General features: G+C 32.6%; 14 protein-coding genes. 10 read left to right on the top strand and 4 right to left on the bottom strand.

Annotated features, from left to right (window positions below; genetic code table 11):
* The first annotated feature begins 88 nt into the window (after positions 1 to 88).
* Both NQ558_RS09080 and NQ558_RS09075 read left to right on the top strand, forming a co-directional pair.
* Positions 89 to 1,582, top strand: a complete 1,494-nt coding sequence (locus NQ558_RS09080) for an ISLre2 family transposase (RefSeq protein WP_005359497.1) — start codon at positions 89 to 91, stop codon at positions 1,580 to 1,582.
* A gap of 428 nt (positions 1,583 to 2,010) precedes the next feature.
* On the top strand, positions 2,011 to 4,596 hold the full coding sequence (locus tag NQ558_RS09075) for a translation factor GTPase family protein (protein ID WP_005358645.1): 2,586 nt from the start codon (positions 2,011 to 2,013) through the stop codon (positions 4,594 to 4,596).
* A 76-nt stretch (positions 4,597 to 4,672) separates the two neighbouring features.
* Here NQ558_RS09075 and asnB read toward each other — a convergent pair whose 3' ends face one another.
* The 3 genes from asnB to NQ558_RS09060 are packed head-to-tail and all read right to left on the bottom strand — an operon-like array spanning position 4,673 to position 8,059.
* Positions 4,673 to 6,589: an asparagine synthase (glutamine-hydrolyzing) gene (asnB, locus tag NQ558_RS09070; protein WP_005358644.1), complete on the bottom strand. Its 1,917-nt coding sequence runs from the start codon at positions 6,587 to 6,589 to the stop codon at positions 4,673 to 4,675.
* A 50-nt stretch (positions 6,590 to 6,639) separates the two neighbouring features.
* The gene (locus tag NQ558_RS09065) at positions 6,640 to 7,245 is read right to left on the bottom strand and encodes a dipicolinate synthase subunit B (RefSeq protein ID WP_005358642.1); all 606 of its coding nucleotides are present in this window, start codon (positions 7,243 to 7,245) and stop codon (positions 6,640 to 6,642) included.
* The gene (locus tag NQ558_RS09060; protein ID WP_005358640.1) at positions 7,229 to 8,059 is read right to left on the bottom strand and encodes an NAD(P)-dependent oxidoreductase; all 831 of its coding nucleotides are present in this window, start codon (positions 8,057 to 8,059) and stop codon (positions 7,229 to 7,231) included. Before NQ558_RS09060 ends, NQ558_RS09065 begins: the two co-directional genes overlap by 17 nt.
* A 160-nt stretch (positions 8,060 to 8,219) precedes the next feature.
* On the opposite strand from NQ558_RS09060, the gene NQ558_RS09055 reads away from it, so the two are divergent.
* The 5 genes from NQ558_RS09055 (at position 8,220) to NQ558_RS09035 (ending at position 16,140) form a co-directional block, all read left to right on the top strand.
* Entirely contained in the window at positions 8,220 to 9,767 is a 1,548-nt protein-coding gene (locus NQ558_RS09055) for an LCP family protein (protein ID WP_198006722.1), read from the top strand.
* A 121-nt stretch (positions 9,768 to 9,888) separates the two neighbouring features.
* Entirely contained in the window at positions 9,889 to 12,963 is a 3,075-nt protein-coding gene (locus tag NQ558_RS09050; RefSeq protein WP_050750923.1) for a gamma-glutamyl-gamma-aminobutyrate hydrolase family protein, read from the top strand.
* A 108-nt stretch (positions 12,964 to 13,071) separates the two neighbouring features.
* Complete coding sequence (locus NQ558_RS09045; protein WP_005358634.1) at positions 13,072 to 13,371, top strand: hypothetical protein; 300 nt, start codon at positions 13,072 to 13,074, stop codon at positions 13,369 to 13,371.
* A 140-nt stretch (positions 13,372 to 13,511) separates the two neighbouring features.
* Positions 13,512 to 14,240, top strand: a complete 729-nt coding sequence (locus tag NQ558_RS09040) for a 3D domain-containing protein (RefSeq protein ID WP_005358632.1) — start codon at positions 13,512 to 13,514, stop codon at positions 14,238 to 14,240.
* 226 nt (positions 14,241 to 14,466) lie between these two features.
* Complete coding sequence (locus NQ558_RS09035; RefSeq protein ID WP_005358629.1) at positions 14,467 to 16,140, top strand: glutamine--tRNA ligase/YqeY domain fusion protein; 1,674 nt, start codon at positions 14,467 to 14,469, stop codon at positions 16,138 to 16,140.
* A 160-nt stretch (positions 16,141 to 16,300) separates the two neighbouring features.
* On the opposite strand, the gene NQ558_RS09030 is transcribed toward NQ558_RS09035, so the two are convergent.
* Positions 16,301 to 16,900, bottom strand: a complete 600-nt coding sequence (locus NQ558_RS09030; protein WP_040445759.1) for a hypothetical protein — start codon at positions 16,898 to 16,900, stop codon at positions 16,301 to 16,303.
* Positions 16,901 to 17,176: 276 nt separating this feature from the next.
* Here NQ558_RS09030 and NQ558_RS09025 point away from each other — a divergent pair, with 276 nt between their 5' ends.
* From NQ558_RS09025 to NQ558_RS09015, 3 genes are all read left to right on the top strand, one after another.
* Positions 17,177 to 17,968 carry a Cof-type HAD-IIB family hydrolase gene (locus tag NQ558_RS09025; protein ID WP_005358625.1) on the top strand — a complete coding sequence of 264 codons (792 nt, stop codon included), beginning with the start codon at positions 17,177 to 17,179 and terminating at the stop codon, positions 17,966 to 17,968.
* Between the two features lie 26 nt (positions 17,969 to 17,994).
* On the top strand, positions 17,995 to 18,915 hold the full coding sequence (locus NQ558_RS09020) for a DNA-3-methyladenine glycosylase family protein (protein WP_005358624.1): 921 nt from the start codon (positions 17,995 to 17,997) through the stop codon (positions 18,913 to 18,915).
* 189 nt (positions 18,916 to 19,104) lie between these two features.
* Positions 19,105 to 19,392 carry a co-chaperone GroES gene (locus tag NQ558_RS09015; RefSeq protein WP_005358622.1) on the top strand — a complete coding sequence of 96 codons (288 nt, stop codon included), beginning with the start codon at positions 19,105 to 19,107 and terminating at the stop codon, positions 19,390 to 19,392.
* Positions 19,393 to 19,403: the final 11 nt, after the last annotated feature.

Genomic DNA, 19,403 nt, shown 5'->3' with positions numbered 1-19,403 from the left:
AAAATAAAACAAAAAAATAAGAGGAACCCCTTACTTTGTGATAAAGTATTAATTACTACAAAAAACTTTAAAAGAAAGGTATCCTCTTATGAAAGAAATTATACAGTATTTTAACGAAGTTTGCATCAATGAATTATTAAAAGTTTCCGAAAATTTATACAGAGATCCAAGCAAGTTTGCTGAATACATTGAAGAACTAAAAGAAACATTAAATAAACTCGGAGTAGAGATTATCAAAGAAACTCTCGAAGAGATGGATATGGCAATAAAAAACAGTGTAAAAAGAAAGATGAACTGGCATGTTGAGAAGAAAGATTGCGAGAAAGATTTAATTACAACTCTTGGTACTGTATCTTTTATGAAAACACTTTATGTATCAAAAGAAAAGAATGAAGATGGGAAGTTTGAGATGTGCTATCTTCTAGATAAGGTAATGGGATTTGAAGAAAATCAACGGCTTACAGAAGATGCAATGGTAAAAGTATACGAAGAAGCTGTACAGACTTCTTATAGACGTGGAGGTGAGTCTGTAAACGAATCGGACAGTATAAGCAAAACCGCGGTAAAAGATATGCTTCACAAAACAAAATTTCCTGAAATAATACCGGAAGAGCCGGAGAAAAAGAAAGTGGATTATCTTTATATTGATGCAGATGAGGACCACTACGCTCTGCAATTCCAAGAGAAAAAAGGCGACCTGGAAGTAAGTGAAAATGGAAGAAAAAAGAATGGAGCAATAACAAAACTCGTATATGTGTATGAGGGAGTTGCGCCTGAAGCACCGGGAAGCAAACGAAATAAGTTGATAAACACAAAATATTTTTGCAGTGGATGTGATGAATCAAACAAAGAATTCTGGGCAAGGATAAGACGCTATGTTTATACAGCATATGATATGGAAGGCATAAAGAAAATTTATATTAATTCAGATGGTGGAGCATGGATTAAAGAGGGAATGAACCAGCTCGGAAGCATAGAGTATGTATTGGATGAATTTCATCTAAGCAAATATGTGTTAAAAATGACATCACATATGTTGGACAGCAAAGAAGATGCAAGAGTCGGAGTATGCAAAATCATAAGAGATGGAACAAAGAAAGAATTCGATGAAATAGTAGAAAGATTAGAAGGATGCGCAAAAACAGAGAGTCAGCTCAAAAGAATTCAGGAAGCTGCAAAGTATATCAAAAATAACTGGACAGCGGCCAAAAGACGACTTTGGAGAAGAAATGGCGTGTGTGCATGCAGTGCCGAAGGGCATGTAAGTCATGTATTGTCATCGCGAATGAGTACACTTGCTCTGGGTTGGAGCAGACTGGGTACATCAAAAATGGCAAGACTCAGAGAGTGGCATTATAACAAGAACAGTATGCTGGAACTTGTAAGAAGTCAGAAAGCAGAACTGCCTATGGTTGCCGGAGCAGAAGAATTGATTATGAGTGCAAGCGACATAATAAGCAGTGAAATTAACAGGAGAACAAAAGCAGAAACAATCTCAGGAAAATATGAAGAGATAATGAATACAACATTAGGATTAAAAACAAAAAAACAATTAAGTATATACGTAAATCGATGGATATAAATCTTCTTGTTCCTGCTTGATTAAAGTATATCTGACTTGTTGACGCAGTCAAGGATGCTTTGCACCGGAGGCTGTGTCCTTGACTGCGTCAGCAAGTCAGATAAAATACAGCCAAGCAGAACAAAAAGATATTTTTGACAATAAATGTCAGTTGGATTATCATAGATAGTGTTCTAGTACTTCGATACAAACATGGGGAATTCTCTATCATGTATTTTCCGACAACAAATTTACGCGACCGACGAATTAATATATTCTTGAAACAGTTAGAATATTACAGTAAAATATGATTACAGTGTTCCAAAATCCTAACCACTTGCGCTTGCACAAAGGTGGGAAAAATACTTTGTAATCATAATTTGGGAAATACAGACAAAAAATCAAATTAAAAAACTTAGATATAAATAGAACAGAGGATATATATAAATATGAAAAAAATCACTTTAGGAATTTTAGCACACGTTGATAGTGGTAAAACTACTTTATCGGAAGCTTTTTTATATGCAACAGGAAAAATAAGAAAGTTAGGCCGTGTGGACCATAAAGATGCTTTTTTAGACAACTTTGATTTAGAAAAACAAAGAGGAATAACTATTTTTTCTAAACAGGCTGAACTTGAATATGCAGACACAAAAATCACATTATTAGATACACCGGGACATGTGGACTTTTCTGCTGAAATGGAAAGAACTTTACAGGTTTTGGATTACGCGGTTTTGGTTGTAAGCGGAAGTGAAGGTGTTCAGGGGCATACTGAAACGTTATGGAAATTATTAAATAAGTATAATATTCCAACATTTATTTTTGTAAATAAGATGGATATGCCGGGAACTAACAAGGAGTTTGCCTTAACCAATATAAGGAACAAATTTGGGGATGGTGTGATTGATCTTTCAGTGGAAGAAAAAGATATGGAAGCCATTGCAGTTTGTGACGAGGATGTACTTGAAATGTATATGGAATCAGGCGAAATTTCAGATGAAACTATTGCTGACTTAGTTTATGAAAGAAAGCTTTTCCCATGTTATTTTGGTTCAGCATTAAAGAATGAAGGTATTGATAAGTTACTTGATGGAATTAACAGATATTCTTTTGAACCTGTTTATCATGAAGAATTCGGGGCAAAGGTTTTTAAGATAGTTAAAGAAAACGGCATAAGATTAACTTATATGAAAATAACAGGTGGCTTCATAAAAGTTAAGGATATACTTAGTGGAATTACAGATGGAAATCAGTGGTCTGAAAAGATTAATGACATAAGAGTTTATTCAGGAGAAAAGTTTAAGAGTATTAGTGAGGCAGATGCCGGATGTATCTGTGCAATTTCAGGTCTTAATAATACATATCCGGGACAGGGACTTGGCTTTGAAATGCAGTCTGAGAGTCCCAATCTTCAGCCTGTACTTTCATACCAGATTATTATACCTGAAAATGTAAATATTAATCAGGCTTATAAAATGTTAAAAGAGTTAGAAGAAGAGGATCCTACTTTAAGTTTAAAATGGAATGAAGAAACTAAAGAAATAATAGCCAACGTTATGGGGCCTATTCAGATTCAGGTGCTAAAACATATTATAAAAGAACGTTTCAATATGGATGTTGAGTTTGGAACAGGCTCTATTTTGTACAAAGAAACTATAAATAACATAGTGGAAGGTGTAGGACATTTTGAGCCGCTTAAACATTATGCGGAAGTTCATTTATTAATGGAACCGGGACAGCTTGGAAGTGGAATTACATTTGAATCTAATTTAAATGAAAGTCTTTTAAGTCGTAACTGGCAGAGACTTATTATGACACATTTGGCAGAGAAGGAACATAAAGGTGTTTTAACAGGTTCGCCTATAACAGACATTCATTTTACTCTTGTAGCAGGAAAGGCTCATCTTAAGCATACGGAAGGTGGAGATTTTAGAGAGGCTACATATAGAGCTATAAGGCAGGGATTAAAGAAGGCAGAGTCAGTATTGCTTGAACCGTATTATAATTTTACTTTGAAAATTCCTTCAGAAAATATAGGCAGGGCAATGACAGACATTGATCAAATGAGTGGCAATATTAATCAGCCTGAAACAGAAGGAGAAATGAGTGTAATAACAGGCTTTGCACCTGCTGCAACAATTGGGGATTACATTAATACTGTTAATGAATATACTCATGGAACCGGGACATTGTCTCTTGATTACAAAGGATATGGCCCGTGCCACAACAGTGAGGAAATAATAGCTGAAAAAGCCTATGACAGTGAGGCAGATATTGCAAATCCTACAGGTTCGGTTTTTTGTTCGCATGGTGCAGGATTTGTTGTTCCGTGGGATCAGGTTGAACAATATATGCATGTGAAAACAGATTCTAAAAATGGTGAAATGTATGATATTGAAAATGTACCTGTAATAAGAAGCGCAAGCAATACATACAGAGATTCCTATGCAACAGATAAGGAATTAGAAGAAATCTTTGAAAAAACATTCGGACCAATAAAAAGAAAGAAGTATACTGAGAAAAAAGTAAGACAGTATAGTGAAAATAAACAAAAAGCCACACATAAAAAAGTCTTACCTCAGTGTCTTTTAGTAGATGGTTATAATATTGTTTTTGCATGGGATGAATTAAAGGAAATTGCAAAAACAAACATTGATGGAGCAAGAGACAGACTTTTAGATATAATGTGTAATTATCAGGGGTATAAAGGTAATACAGTTATTGTTGTTTTTGATGCTTATAATGTAAAAAAACATGCAGAAACTGTTTCGAAATATCATAATATCTATGTAGTATATACTAAAGAGGCTGAAACAGCAGATATGTATATAGCAAAAACAACTCACAAACTTGCCAATAAGTTTCAGGTTACAGTTGCAACGTCAGATGCTTTAGAACAGCTCATAATAATGGGACATGGGGCACTTAGAATGTCGGCGTCTAACTTTAAGGAAGAAGTGGACAACGTAAATAAAGCAATTTCAGAACAAATAAATAAAACCAGTCGATTGGAAAATTATGTTTTAAAATAATTAAAAAATAAGAGGCTTTATCACTAATTATGATAACAAAAGGATTGTTATGTCAGTAGTGCTAAAGCCTCTTATTTTAAAGATTGTATTTACGTAACATATAACTGATTTGTAGCACATATGCAAGCATTTGTGGACCAGCCATTAGCTGGCCATACCATGGCTTTCCATAGTCTTTTGGACTGTTTATAAATTTAATTAGTTTGTTGTAATCAATATATTTCTGTAATTTATTATTAGATTTATATTCTTCAATAACCATAGTTCCGAGAAGTTTTTCGTAAGTCGGATCATAGGTTTTAGGATATGGGCTTTTTTTTCGGTAAAGAATTTCAGGTGGAAGATATTTTTTTCCACATTCAACAAGAAGACTTTTTACCTGATTATTATAACATTTGTATTCCCATGGAACATTAAAAACATATTCCAGTATGCGGTAATCTGCGAAAGGAACTCTTGCTTCAAGTCCTGAATACATACTGCATCTGTCCATCCTATTTAAAAGAGTCATCATAAACCAACGGATGTTTAACCAGGAAATCTTTCTATGGTTGTATTCAGTTATGGTTTCGCCGTCTGTATGAGGGCATTGGTTAATTGAAGTCTTATAAGCGTCATCTACATATTCTTTTAATGGCAGTGAATTAATGAAATCATCTTTAAACAAAACAATTCTAGGGCTTAAATCGTAAGACCATGGAAATGTGTTTTGCATATACATTTCTTTCCTGTGAAACCACGGATAGCCACCGAATATTTCATCGGCACATTCTCCGGTTAAAGTTACACGGCATTCTTTAGAAACAAGATTACAGAAATAAAGCATGGATGATTCAACATCAGCCATATTTGGAATATCTCTTGCATCAACTGCTTTAAAAAGACAATCAATTTGATTAGAATTATTGCATTCTAAATATTTATGTTTACTATTTATGTGGTTAACCATAATATCCACGAAAGGTTTATCCCTTGAAATTTGAAAAGCATTAGACTTAAAATTAATATCATTGTCTACAAAGTCAAAAGAGTAAGTATTTAAATTCTTATCAGGAAGGTTATCCTGCACAATGGCAGAAACAAGACTTGAATCTAATCCACCTGATAAAAAAGTACAAATAGGAATATCTGAAACCATTTGCTTTTGTATGCTGTCAGTTATGAGGTAGCTGCATTTATCTACAGTAGTATTATAGTCGTCAATATGTGGCTTTGCTTTAAGTTTCCAATAACATAAATCTTTAACTTTAACATTATGATGGTAGTCAGTTGTTACAGTTAGATAATGTCCCGGCAGAACTTCCTTAATATCTTTAAAAACTCCGTTTCCAAGAGTATGAGCAGGACCTAACCCGATTATTTCACACCAACTATCGGAATTTATCATAGGTTTAATACCATAAGCGAAAATTCCTTTAGGCTCAGATGAAAAAACGAATTCCCTATTATTATGGTAGTAGAACAATGGTTTTACTCCAATGTGATCTCTAACAACAATCGCTGTGTCATTGTCATAGATTACAAAGGAGAAAATACCATTTAATTCCTTGAAAATATCTGTTCCAAAAACTAAATAGCAGTATAGGATTATTTCTGTGTCACCGGTTGTTTCAAAACTAATATTAAAAGAAGATAACATTTTACGTAAATAATCAGTATTGTATATTTCGCCATTATAAACAATTGTAGCTTTGTGATTTTTGTAAGCCCGTGTCATTGGCTGATGTCCGCCTTTAATGTCACGGATTGAAAGCCTTGAATGGGCAAAACCTACAAAACCACCAATAATATTATTTGGAAACTCTGTTTTATCAGAGAACCCATTGTTGTTAAGAAAACCTGAAAGATAAATATCGTCATCATCAGGCCCCCTGTGTTTTATGGCATTTTTCATTTTTTCTAGTTTGTTTTTGAGAAAATAGTAAGTCTGTTCGTTTGAAATGTTATATTTAGTCTGAAAAAAACCTGCAATTCCGCACATAAAAAACTCCATTCTACAATTTAATTAGGGTAAATAATATTTGTAAGAATACTTATAAAAAATCACAATATTGTTACGTGTGGACTTTTAATTACCGGTTGAATCTGTCTGCCCCCAAGGGCCTTTTCAATTGTATCTTCAATTAAGTCCACATGAGCAATCATTGAATTAGGTTTGGATAAATAATTATCCTGACCGAAAGGAACAAAAAATATATTTTTGGTATTAAGTAGAATACCGATATTTTTCAAATTCATACCTAATGCATCATTGGTACTTAAAAAAATAACCAAAGGTCGGTTGTTTCTTAAATGAGCCTTGGCAGCCATAAGCACAGGAGTGTCAGAAATGCCATTGGCGAGTTTAGACAGGGTATTTCCTGTACACGGTGCAATAATAAGAAGGTCTAGCATAGATTTTGGACCTATAGGTTCTGCATCGGGAATTGTGGTTATAGGCGGTTTTCCACTTATTTCTTCAGCAAGTTTCAGAAAATCTTTACATTTACCAAAACGGCTGTCAGTAGAAGAGGCGTTGTCTGAAAAAATAGTAAACAGATTAGCCTGTGTATCGGCAAGCCGTCTTAATTCTTCAAAAACTTTTTTGTAGGTACAGTATGAACCTGTAATGCCTACGCCAATGTTTTTATCCTTAAAGTTGTGTGCCATTTTCCCCAGTCCTTTCTAAATAAGAAATAATACTTTTTGCAATTAATTCCCCGGCACTTTTAGGAGCAGTTTTCCCGGGAAGTCCGGGGCATGTAACAAGGGATAATCTATATTTTTTAACAAGTTCATTGTTTATTCCATAAGGTTTTGAAGCAACTTCAAAAAGAACACAGTCTTTTTTTACTAAGCTTAAAAGATTCTCAGTCAAAACTTCACAAGGAACAGTGTTAATTATTATGTCAAAGTCACTAATACATTCAATCAGATTATCAAAAGTGGAAGTATTTAATCCGTAAGAAGAGGCCTGGCATAAATGAATTGGAGTGTGGTCATAAATAGTTACACACACGTTTAACGCCTTTAATTTAAGTGCAGTGTTTATGCCACACCTGCCAAAACCTATAATCAAAGCTTTAGCTGTATCAAGTGCAAAAGGGGTATTATTTATTATATTGCTAATTAATCCTTCAGCCGTTAGCATTGCGTTGGACCAGACAACTTTTTCATCTTTAAGAAAATCAAAATAGTTAATATTTTTCTTTTTAAGAGAAGTTGTTACATCGTTTGAAATATTTCCGGCAAAAACTGTTTGCCCCGGCTTTAATAAAGCAATAAAAGTGCTTATTGGAAAACTGGAATATAAATCACAGTTTAAATACAAACTATCTTTGGAAAAAGGAGTGCCACATAAAATGTAAGCATCTTCATTAAAATCAAAATTGTTTTTTATATAGGAACAAAATCCATTATTATTTAAGTAGGAATTTGCATATATTTGTCTTTTGTCACCGGATAATACAGCTATATTTTTCATAATCGCCTCCTCTTACAATAAAATATGCATTGCAGAAGAAATTGTGACTTACTTCTTTTTATTTTTTAAGAGAAATGATATACTTGTAGATGTTATTATTTTTGCGAAAGATAAGGCAGAAAATCAGAAGAAATTTTGCAAAAAAAAAATGGAGGAAAATATGGAAAAAAATAAAATCAAAAAAATAGCGTTAATTTTTAATATTTTACAGGTAATTGCACTTGCAGTATTTGAGGTAGTGCTTTTCAGACTTGTATCATACAAAAATAAACTAATATTAGATTATGTACCTGCTAAATATTTTATAATCTTAGAAGTTGTTCTTGTGGCAATAACTATTATTCCTTTTCTAATAAGAAAGGGAAAGAAAACATCAATTATTTCTATGGTTATATCTATATTAATGGCAATAGTGTTATTTGCAACTTCAATTTTGGGAGTGGTTTATGATAAGGATATTAAAAATGTTTTAAACAAGGCAGATCAGACCATAGATGATGTGGTAGAAAACTCTAAACTTTCAACTGAGGAATATGGTGTATATATTCTAAAGAGTGATGAGGCAGAAGAACTAAAGGATATTGAAAATTATAATTTAGGATATAACCTATCTTATGCAAAAGACGAAACAGATTCAGTATTAAAAAACGTTCTCGCAAAAGCTAACAATAAGCTTATTGCCAATGAATATGACGATTTACTTAAAATGGCAGATGAACTTTTGAATACTGAAAAAACTGCATTTATTTTTAATCAGGCAATGTTAGATCTTATTGAAAATGCAGGCGATGATACAAATGATGGTAAGAATAATGGAATTTATAAAAACTTTACCAACAAGATTAAATGTATTTATGTAGTAAATGTAAAAACTGCCGTAAAGGAATATGGTGGAGATAAGAATGTTACAAAAGAATGCTTTAATGTGTATATTAGCGGTATAGACACAGAAGGGGATGTAACAGCAAAGAGTAGAAGTGATGTTAATATTATAATGTCAATTAATCCTGTTACACATCAGGTATTGTTACTTTCGACACCTAGAGATTATTATGTGCCATTATCCATTTCTAATGGAGTAAAGGACAAACTTACTCATGCAGGAAATTATGGAATAAATGTCTCAATGGATACTCTTGAAATGCTTTATGATATTAAGCTGGATTATTTTATTCGATTAAACTTTACAGGCTTTGTAGATATTATTGATGCTCTTGGAGGCATTGATGTTGTGTCAGATTATTCTTTCTCAACACATGGATATAGCTATAGTGAAGGATTAAACAGTAATTTAAGTGGTATTCAGGCATTGTGGTTTGCAAGAGAAAGACATGCGTTTGCAGAGGGCGATAAACAAAGAGGACGTGATCAGATGAAAGTTATTGAGGCAGTTATTAAGAAAGCCCAGTCATCAGCGTTACTTAACAATTATGATGAGATTTTTGCAAATATAAGCAAGAGTTTCCAAACTAATATGCCTAAGAAAGACATTAAGGCTCTTGTAAAATATCAGCTTAATGAAACACCTAATTGGAAAGTTGTTTCTACAAGTGTTACAGGAACAGGAAGATCAGATGTAACATATTCAGTTCCAAATTCAAGAGCATATGTAATGGATCCTGATGAAAATTCTGTAAATGAAGCAAAGAAGTTATTACAGAAGATTCAGAATAACAAAAAAATAAAAGTTAAAACAACAACTGAATAATAAAAGTTGTTTTTGTAATCAAATATTAGCCCCCCTTTTTATAATATTTGATTTATAAAGGTACTATAGATTTAATCTTAAGATTTATGTTTTGCTAGAAACATAGCGCAGGAGGAAAAATATGAATAAGGATTACATTGAAAACTTTGACGATTTTAGTGATAAAGAAGAAATCAAATTGATTTCAACTAAAGCTAATACACTTAAAGTTTTGGAAGAAAGAATTACTAAGGCTAAAGTTGAGCCTATGCTAATTATTATTGCCCGGGATTATCGTATGAATAAAAGCGAGATGGCAAACGAAATCAGTAAGACTTTCAAAGGCGAAAAGATAGTTATCAGAAGTTCATCAACCAATGAAGACTGTCTGAAAAAATCTAATGCAGGCCATTATACAAGTGTATTGGATGTGGATTCATCTGATACTTCAAATATAATAAGCGCTATTGATATTGTGTTGGAATCTTATTTTTCTGATATGGATGATATATCAGAACAGCAGGTTTTAATACAGCACCAGGCAGTTGACGTGGCATATTGTGGTGTTTTGTTTACCTATGATATTCAGGGACAAAGACCATATTATCTTATTAATTATGATGACACCGGTTCCACAGATTTAGTAACAAGTGGTAGGGGTGGAAAGACATTATGGATTGCCAGAAATATTGAACTTTCACAGCTTGAAGAGCAGTGGAGAAATCTTATTGTTGCAATAGATGAAATTGAGAATATTTTTAAGATTCCCCTTGATATTGAGTTTGCGGTAAATAAGAATAATGAAGTTATCATTTTTCAGGCAAGACCTTTGGTTGCCAATTTCTCGAATATTAAGAATGTTCAGGGAACTATTAAGAATTTTTATGGAAAAATAGAAGATTTAAAATGTGAATATAAAGATATAAAAAGCGTAATTGATGGTAAAAATATGATGTTTTCCGATATGGCTTTTTGGAATCCTTCTGAGATTATAGGTACAAGTCCCCGTACTTTGGACTATTCATTGTACAGATATATTATTACTTCAGAAGCTTGGAACCAGGGACTTGTTCCGATGGGATATAGACAGCTTAATGATGAGTTAATGTATCAGATAGGAATTAAGCCATATATTAGTCTTGATTATTCTTTTTATTCATTAACACCTTCAAAGATAGACGAAAAACTTGCCACAAAACTTGTGGAATTCTATAAGAAGAAGCTGAAAAAGGATACAACGGCACATGATAAAATTGAGTTTGAAATTGTTTATTCAAACTTTGATTTTAACACTGAAAACAGAACAAAAGAATTGCTGGATAACGGTTTTTCAAAAGAAGAAAGACAGCAGATTTTAGAGTCATTAAAAGAACTTACGGTAACAAACATTAAGAATCATAAACAGATTTCAGAAAGTGATAATGAAGACATTAAACACTTAGAAAAAACCCGTAAACACATTGTTGAAAACGATATGGAATCAGAGGATGTTAACAAGATAGTTGAAGATATTCTGGAACTTTTGGAAGATATTAGAATTTATGGAACACCTCAGTTTACAAGACAGGCAAGAATGGCATTTATTGCAAGAGCTTTTTGCAGTTCATTAGTTGATTCAGGATGGTTTACAAAGAATGAAATAGATCAGTTTATGAAATCTATTGCAACTGTATCTTCTAAGTTTGAACAGGATTATCAGAAGTTCTCAGTTGGGAAAATGAGCCGAAATGAATTTAACAATAAATACGGACATTTAAGAAGCGGCACTTATGATATTAGAACAGATAGTTATAACCAGATGGTTTTCAGACCGGCAGTAGGTCATAATAAAGTTCAAAAAGTTAAAGAAGAATTTGAAGGACTTAACAGCGAAAAACTTGAAGAAGCTTTAAAATCAATAGGTTTAGATGTTACACCTAAAGATTTTAATCTGTTTTTAAGAACTTCAATTGAAGGCAGAGAATTCTTTAAGTTTGAATTTACTAAGTCACTAAGTTTAGTACTTGATTTAATACAGATGTTAGGGAAACTCCTTGACATTGACAGAAAAGATTTATCATGGATTTCAGCTTATGATTTTAAAGAATGTTTTTACTTGAACAATGAACAAATGGGTAAAAAGTTAAATGCTATTATTGTTAATAATAAAAAGCATTATGATAAATATTTAAATGCTATTTTGCCTGATGTTATTCTTGATATTACAAGTGTTTCTGTTATTCCTGTTAATGAGGCACGTCCTAACTTTATTACCTCTAAAAAGGTTGAAGGTGAAGTTGTTAATCTTGAACTTGAAACAGATGAAGACCTTATGGACAAGATTGTTATGATTCCTAAAGCTGATCCGGGATATGAATGGATTTTTACAAAGGGAATCAAAGGCTTTATTACAAAGTATGGCGGTGTGGCATCACACATGGCAATACGTTGCGCTGAATTTGAAATTCCCGCAGCAATTGGATGTGGTGAGAAGATTTACGATTATGCGTCAAAAATCAACTATATGGAACTTGATTGTGCTAACGGTATAATTAAAGAAGGTTTACAATGTGAGGATTTAAGAGCACTTATTACCCAGCGTGAAGGTGTAAATCAGTATGGAGATCCTACAGATGTATTGGAAGCAGCATATATAAGGTTCTATGAGCTACTTGGTTTTATTCCACAGCCTGCTTCTAACCACGTTAAAAACGTCGGCAAGCTATTTGAACGTCAGTGTGATTTATTAATTGTAGCCGGTGGAGGTGCTCTTCCTGTGAAATATTATGACAGACCTCATAATGAAGAACTACAGCCATACAGAGATGTAATGGAAGAAAAACTTATAAAACATTGTATTGGGGAAGGTATTCCTATTATTGCAACCTGTAGGGGAATGCAGTATATGAATGTTTTGTTTGGAGGAAAATTATTGTATCATCCTGAATTAAAGGTTGAGAGACCACGTTCAGTAGACCATGAGGTTTATCTTGTTGAAGAAGACAGAACAATATGGGTTAATAATTTCCATAAAGATGTTATTCCGATAGATGGGCTGGCATCTTGTTTTAAACCACTTGCAATTGACAGGGAAAATCAGACAATTGAAGCTTTCGGTTCTGATGAGATGAAAGTTTTGGCATTGCAGTGGCATCCTGAAAGAAAATTTGAAACAGCAAATGCTTTGGAAGAAACAAGAAAGTTAGTTGTTAATTTTATTCAGAAACACATTAAATAGTATTTTATTCAGATTATATTTTGATATTTTTAAAGCTCCATTTGAAAAAGTGGGGCTTTTGTAATATATTTACATAAAAGCGATTAAAAATGAAAGATTGGAGAATTTATGGAAGAAAAATTAAAATACTGGAGTAAAAGATATAAATTAAAAGATTTAGTAATATGTGGATATCAGGGAGGATATCCTATGATACAGTTTAAAAGAGAAGAGGATATGAGTGTTCCACATATGTCAAAATATGAGATTAATAAAGTTTTGCGAAGCGCTGAAATGAAAGGTGGAGTAAGACTTGGTGTAGCATTTAACCTTAGAAGAACTGCTTTTTTACTTGTTAATGAAGATACTATTGTAATATGTGGTCATGAATATGTTTTAGATGTTATTCTTGAAAAATTATTTGGATAGAAAATCGACAAAAAGGTTAAAAAAATATTGCATAAGACATATGAATGTAACATATTTGTAACATTCTCTTGACATTCTGTAACAGTTGGTGTATATTTATACTCGCAAGCCACAAAAGTGGAAAGAAAAGGAGTATAGATATGAGAAAAATAAGACTCATTGCTGAGGCTGTTTGTCTAATCACATCAATGACAATTACACCTGTTGTAACGTCAGTTGAGAAGAATGACAGTATGGTAGTGGAAACTGTAGCAGAAGCTAGTCAGACACCGGTACTTAAATCAGCAAATGTGATACCAATCTTACAATCAGAAGATACTACTAATTCTCTTAAACTTAAAGGTCTTGATAATGATCAGGTTAATACAGAGATTGTAAAAGAAACAATTGGAGGTTCAGCATTTATTTTGAAAGCATCTGAAGATGATGCGAATGAAACTTCAGAAGAAACAAACAAACTTGAGAATGAAAACAAATCCAATAATAAGGATGCAAACAATAAAAAGTCTAAGAAAGACGGAAAGAAATCTAAAAAGAAGAAGTCTAAGAAGAAATCTTCTTCAAAATCTAAATCAAAATATAAAAGTCTTGGAACTTTTAAAATAACAGGTTATTGCTCATGTGCAGCATGCTGTGGGAAGACAACAGGTATTACGGCATCAGGAACAAGAGCAACAGCAGGCAGAACAATTGCTGCTGACACTTCAAGATTTCCTTTTGGAACAAAGTTGAAGTTCAATGGAAACACTTACACAGTTGAAGACAGAGGTGGAGCAATTAGAGGAAACAGAATTGACCTTTATTTCAGTTCACATAGTGAAGCTCTTGCCTGGGGTGTAAGATATATGGAAGTTTTAGTAGAAAAATAAATTAGTAGTTAAAAGATAAACTTTTATAAGATGTAATATTCGTATAAAGTTAAAATTAAAGAGAATTAAAAGTTAATAAAAGAGGTTTTACTTTAAAGTGAGTTTGGCTTTGGGTAAAGCTTCTTTTTGCATTACATTATTATTTCAGGCAAACATATTGAAAAAACAGCATATTTATTGTATAATTCAATAATTGTGAAAAAATATAATTAACCCGGAGGCTAAAATGGAATTAGAAAACGAAAAGATTGAATCAAAAAATTTTATAGAATTAATAATTGATAAAGATTTAGAGGAAGGAAGATTTGACCATGTGCAGACTAGATTTCCACCAGAGCCTAACGGTTATCTTCATATAGGACATGCTAAATCTATTCTTTTAAACTATGGTTTAGCAAAGAAGTACAATGGAAAGTTTAATATGAGATTTGATGATACTAATCCTACTAAAGAGAAGGAAGAGTTCGTGGAATCAATTTTAAAAGATATTAAGTGGCTTGGTGCTGATTGGGAAGACAGATTATTCTTTGCTTCAAATTATTTTGAGCAGATGTATGAAGCAGCTATTAAGTTAATTAAGAAAGGTAAAGCATATGTTTGTGACCTTTCTCCTGAAGAAATCAGAGAATACCGTGGTACATTAACTGAGCCGGGTAAGGATAGTCCATACAGAAACAGATCTGTAGAAGAGAACTTAGAGTTATTTGATAACATGAAAAAGGGTGTTTATAAAGACGGTGAAAAAGTATTAAGAGCTAAGATTGATATGACATCACCTAACATTAACATGAGAGATCCAATTATCTATAGAGTTGCTCATATGACACATCATAAAACAGGAGATAAATGGTGCATCTATCCAATGTACGATTTTGCTCATCCAATAGAAGATGCTATTGAGGGGGTAACACATTCTATTTGTACATTAGAGTTTGAAGATCATAGACCTTTGTATGACTGGGTAGTTAGAGAATTGGAATATCCTAATCCACCTAGACAGATTGAGTTTGCTAAGTTATATGTAACAAATGTTGTTACAGGAAAAAGATATATTAAGAAATTAGTTGAAGACGGAATAGTTGACGGATGGGATGACCCAAGACTTGTTTCTATTGCAGCATTGAGAAGACGTGGATTTACTCCTGAGTCAATTAAGATGTTTGTTGACTTATGTGGAATTTCAAAGAGCCAGAGTTCAGTTGACTATGCAATGCTTGAATATTGTATTAGAGAAGACTTGAAGGCTAAGAAACCAAGACTTATGGCTGTTCTTGATCCAATTAAGGTTATAATTGACAACTATCCTGAAGATCAGGTTGAATGGTTTGATGTGGTTAACAATGTAGAATGTCCTGAACTTGGAACAAGAAAGGTTCCTTTCTGTAAGGAGATTTACATTGATAGAGAAGATTTTATGGAAGAACCACCAAAGAAATACTTTAGATTATTCCCTGGTAACGAAGTAAGACTTATGAATGCATATTTTGTTAAATGTGTAGATTATAAGAAAGACGAAAATGGAAATGTTACAGAGATTCATTGTACTTATGATCCTGAAACAAGAAGTGGAAGTGGCTTTACAGGACGTAAAGTTAAGGGAACAATCCATTGGGTATCAGCAAGACATGGTGTTAAGTCAGAAGTCAGATTATATGAAAATATTGTTGATGAAGAAAAAGGCAAGTTAAATGAAGATGGAACACTTAACTTAAATCCTAATTCATTAACTGTATTAAAAGACTGCTATGTAGAGCCAAATATTGCAGATGTTAAGCCGGAAGACAAATTCCAGTTTGTAAGACAGGGATACTTCTGTGCAGACTTAAAAGATTATACAAAAGAGAAACCTGTATTTAACAGAATTGTTTCACTTAAAAGTTCATTTAAGCTACCTAAATAAAAAGCTTGGACAAAACCAGAGTAAATTGTAAACAGTACTGTGAATTTTGAAAAGGAGCCACACCGAGGTGTAGCTCCTTTTCAAATAAAAGAAACGTATGAAAAAAAATAAAGCATCCAATTAAGAGTAGTTATTTAATTCTCATCAAATAAGTGTATTTCTATAAATCTTCAACCTCGTCTTTAAGTAGGTCATCACCTTCGCCAAGGTCTACGTCATCTTCTGTTTCAACATCTTCATTTACAGCGTCTTCGTCTACGAAATCATCTTCATTAAAATCATGTGTGTAAACTTCTTCGTAGTCATCTTTTCCAACAAATTCCGAAACAATGTCTTTTGCCTGATTTACAACATTTTTAACTTTGTCCTTTGCCATCTGAATGTTTTCTTCACCAACTTTTTCTACAAAAACGTCTTTGGCATCCATTGCTTTATCTTTGGCTTCGTCTACCTTATCCATTACCTTTTCGATATTTTCTTCACCAACTTTTTCAGTAACAATGTCTTTAACCTTATCAGTTACATCTGCAACCTTGTCAACAGCTTTATCAGTTACATCTTTAGCTTTTCTTCTGTTAAAGGTAATTGTGACTTTCTTGTTGCCATCATTGTCATTGCCGGTGTTTACCTGAAAGATTTTTTCGTCATCAAAATCTTCAAAGCCTTCATTTTCGTCTTTTTTATTTTTTACATATAAAGCTCCACCAACTGCAGCACCGGCAACTGCTGCCGCACCTATTATTTTCTTAAAGAATCCCATAGCTATATCCTCCATTTCGGTAAATTGTTAAGATAATTATAATACTATTTTTAACTAAAATAAAGCAATAATACACAATTTTAGAAAAAAACATTGCCACAAATTGTTGAAATAGCAGGACAAAAATGTTAGTCTACTAAATGGTGAATAAAAACAAGTAAAAAAGAAATTTTTCAGAGAAAAATCAACTCTTTTATAAAAAATCATAAATTGAATTTTATTATAAAAGTGAGAATAAAAGTAAATTAGATAAAAATAAGAAAGGATGAAGAATGTATGGATACAAAGATTGTATTTTTTGACATTGACGGTACGATTTACAGCTATGAAAAGGGGATTCCAAAAGATACGGCAAAGGCCATTGAGCTTTTGAAGGCTAATGGGCACATACCGGTTATTTGCACAGGAAGAACAAAATGCATGATTTACCCTGATTTTATAAACTTAGGATTTGATAACATAATTGCAGGTGCAGGAACTTACTGCGAGACAAATGGAAAAGAACTTTACTATAAGAAGCTTGAGGATGCTGAAGCAAGAAGAGTTATTGACGGTTTCCTTGAATATGGATTTTTTCCATTGGCAGAAGGAAAAGAATATATTTATGTTGGAACTGATACTTCTAATCTTATTCATGCAAACGTACAGTATATGGACGTACATTATGAGAAAAATCCTAATTCAATTAAAACAGTAGAAGAAAAACATATTGAAATTTCCAAGGTAACCGGTGGCTTTCAGAATGATAGTGATATGAAAGCTTTTAGTGAAAAGTTTAAGAACGACTACTCGATTATTAACCATAACAATATGCTTCTTGAATTTATTCCAAAGGGATACAATAAAGCAGTTGGAATTGACAGACTTATTAAAGAAATAGGCATTCCAAAAGAGGACACATATGCCTTCGGAGACAGCTTTAATGACATTGATATGCTTAACTATGTTGAATACGGTTGCTTAATGGGCAATGGTAATCAGGAACTTAAAAATAAAGTAGAATACAAAACAGACAGATTTGATGAAGGTGGAATTTATAACGGCTTAAAGAAGTTTGAATTAATTTAGAAAAGAAATGGTAAACGAAAAAAATAATGGATAATACATTTGGAGAAAAAAGCAGACAAAATTTTAGAATAGAAATAGAAAACAAAAATACAATTATAAAAGAGATTACAGATTTTGACTTGGAGCAGACTTTAGAATGTGGCCAGTGCTTTAGATTTTACAAGCAGGATGAAGAAGATTATGTTGTGGTTGCTTTTAATAAGTTGCTTCATATTAAACAAAGTGGTAATCAATTAATTTTTTTTAATACTGAAAAGCCTGATGTGGAAAACATATGGATTCCATATTTTGACCTTGAAAGAGATTATAATGAAATTAAATCTTTCCTTTTAAAAAAAGATAGTAAATTAGAAGAAGCTATTAAGGAAAAGTGGGGAATACGTATTCTTAATCAGGAATTTTACGAGACATTAATATCTTTTATTATTTCCCAAAATAAACAAATACCACATATTAAGCAGTTGGTTAGAAGAATAAGTGAGGAATACGGTGAGTATTTAGGAGAAGTAAACGGTGAGAGATATTATTCTTTTCCTGATGTGAAAACTCTTGGAACAATAACTGAGGAAGCTTTTAGAGAGATGAAAACAGGGTTCAGGGCACCATATCTTTACGATGCGGCACAGAAACTTGCAACAGGTGTGATTTCCATGGAAACATTAAAAGGATTAAATGAAAATGAAACCAGAGATAAACTAATTAGCATAAAGGGCGTAGGCGAAAAAGTGGCCAACTGTGTAATGTTGTTTTCTTTAGGCTTTCGAGAAGCATTCCCAGTAGATGTTTGGATAAAGAGAATAATGGAAAGCGTTTATTTTAATGGAGAGGATACACCAAAAGACAAAATTCAGCTTTTTGCAAAAGAACAGTATGGAGAATATGGCGGTTATGCACAGCAATATCTCTTTTGTTTTGGAAGAGAAAACAAGGTTGGAACGAAGAAATAATTAGCAAAAAATATAATCAGCAACAGAATAATTTATAAAGTTTTGATGACAAAATATTAAATAATTGTAAAAAATCAGATTTACTATTGCATTAATTCCAAAAAGTGTTAATATAGTTCATAGTTGATTGGCACTCAAAGAAGATGAGTGCTAACAAAGAAATGAGACAGAATAGATGGAGGTTTTAAAATGAAATTAGTACCATTAGCAGACAGAGTAGTATTAAAGCAGAGCACTCCTGAAGAAAAAACAAAGTCAGGAATAATTTTAACAAGTCAGACACAGGAAAAACCACAACAGGCAGAAGTTGTTGCAGTAGGTCCCGGTGGAGTAATTGATGGAAAAGAAGTAACAATGACAGTTAAGGTTGGAGATAAGGTTATCTTTTCAAAATATGCAGGAAATGAAGTTAAGCTAGACGAAGAAGAATTTATTATTGTAAAACAGTCTGACATTCTTGCTGTTGTTGAAGACTAATAAAGGGTTAA

This window comes from Eubacterium ventriosum, from assembly GCF_025150745.1.
In the GTDB taxonomy this organism is placed as follows: domain Bacteria; phylum Bacillota; class Clostridia; order Lachnospirales; family Lachnospiraceae; genus Eubacterium_G; species Eubacterium_G ventriosum.
Note: the sequence above shows the minus strand (reverse complement) of the source record. Positions and strands in the feature narration are given on the sequence as shown.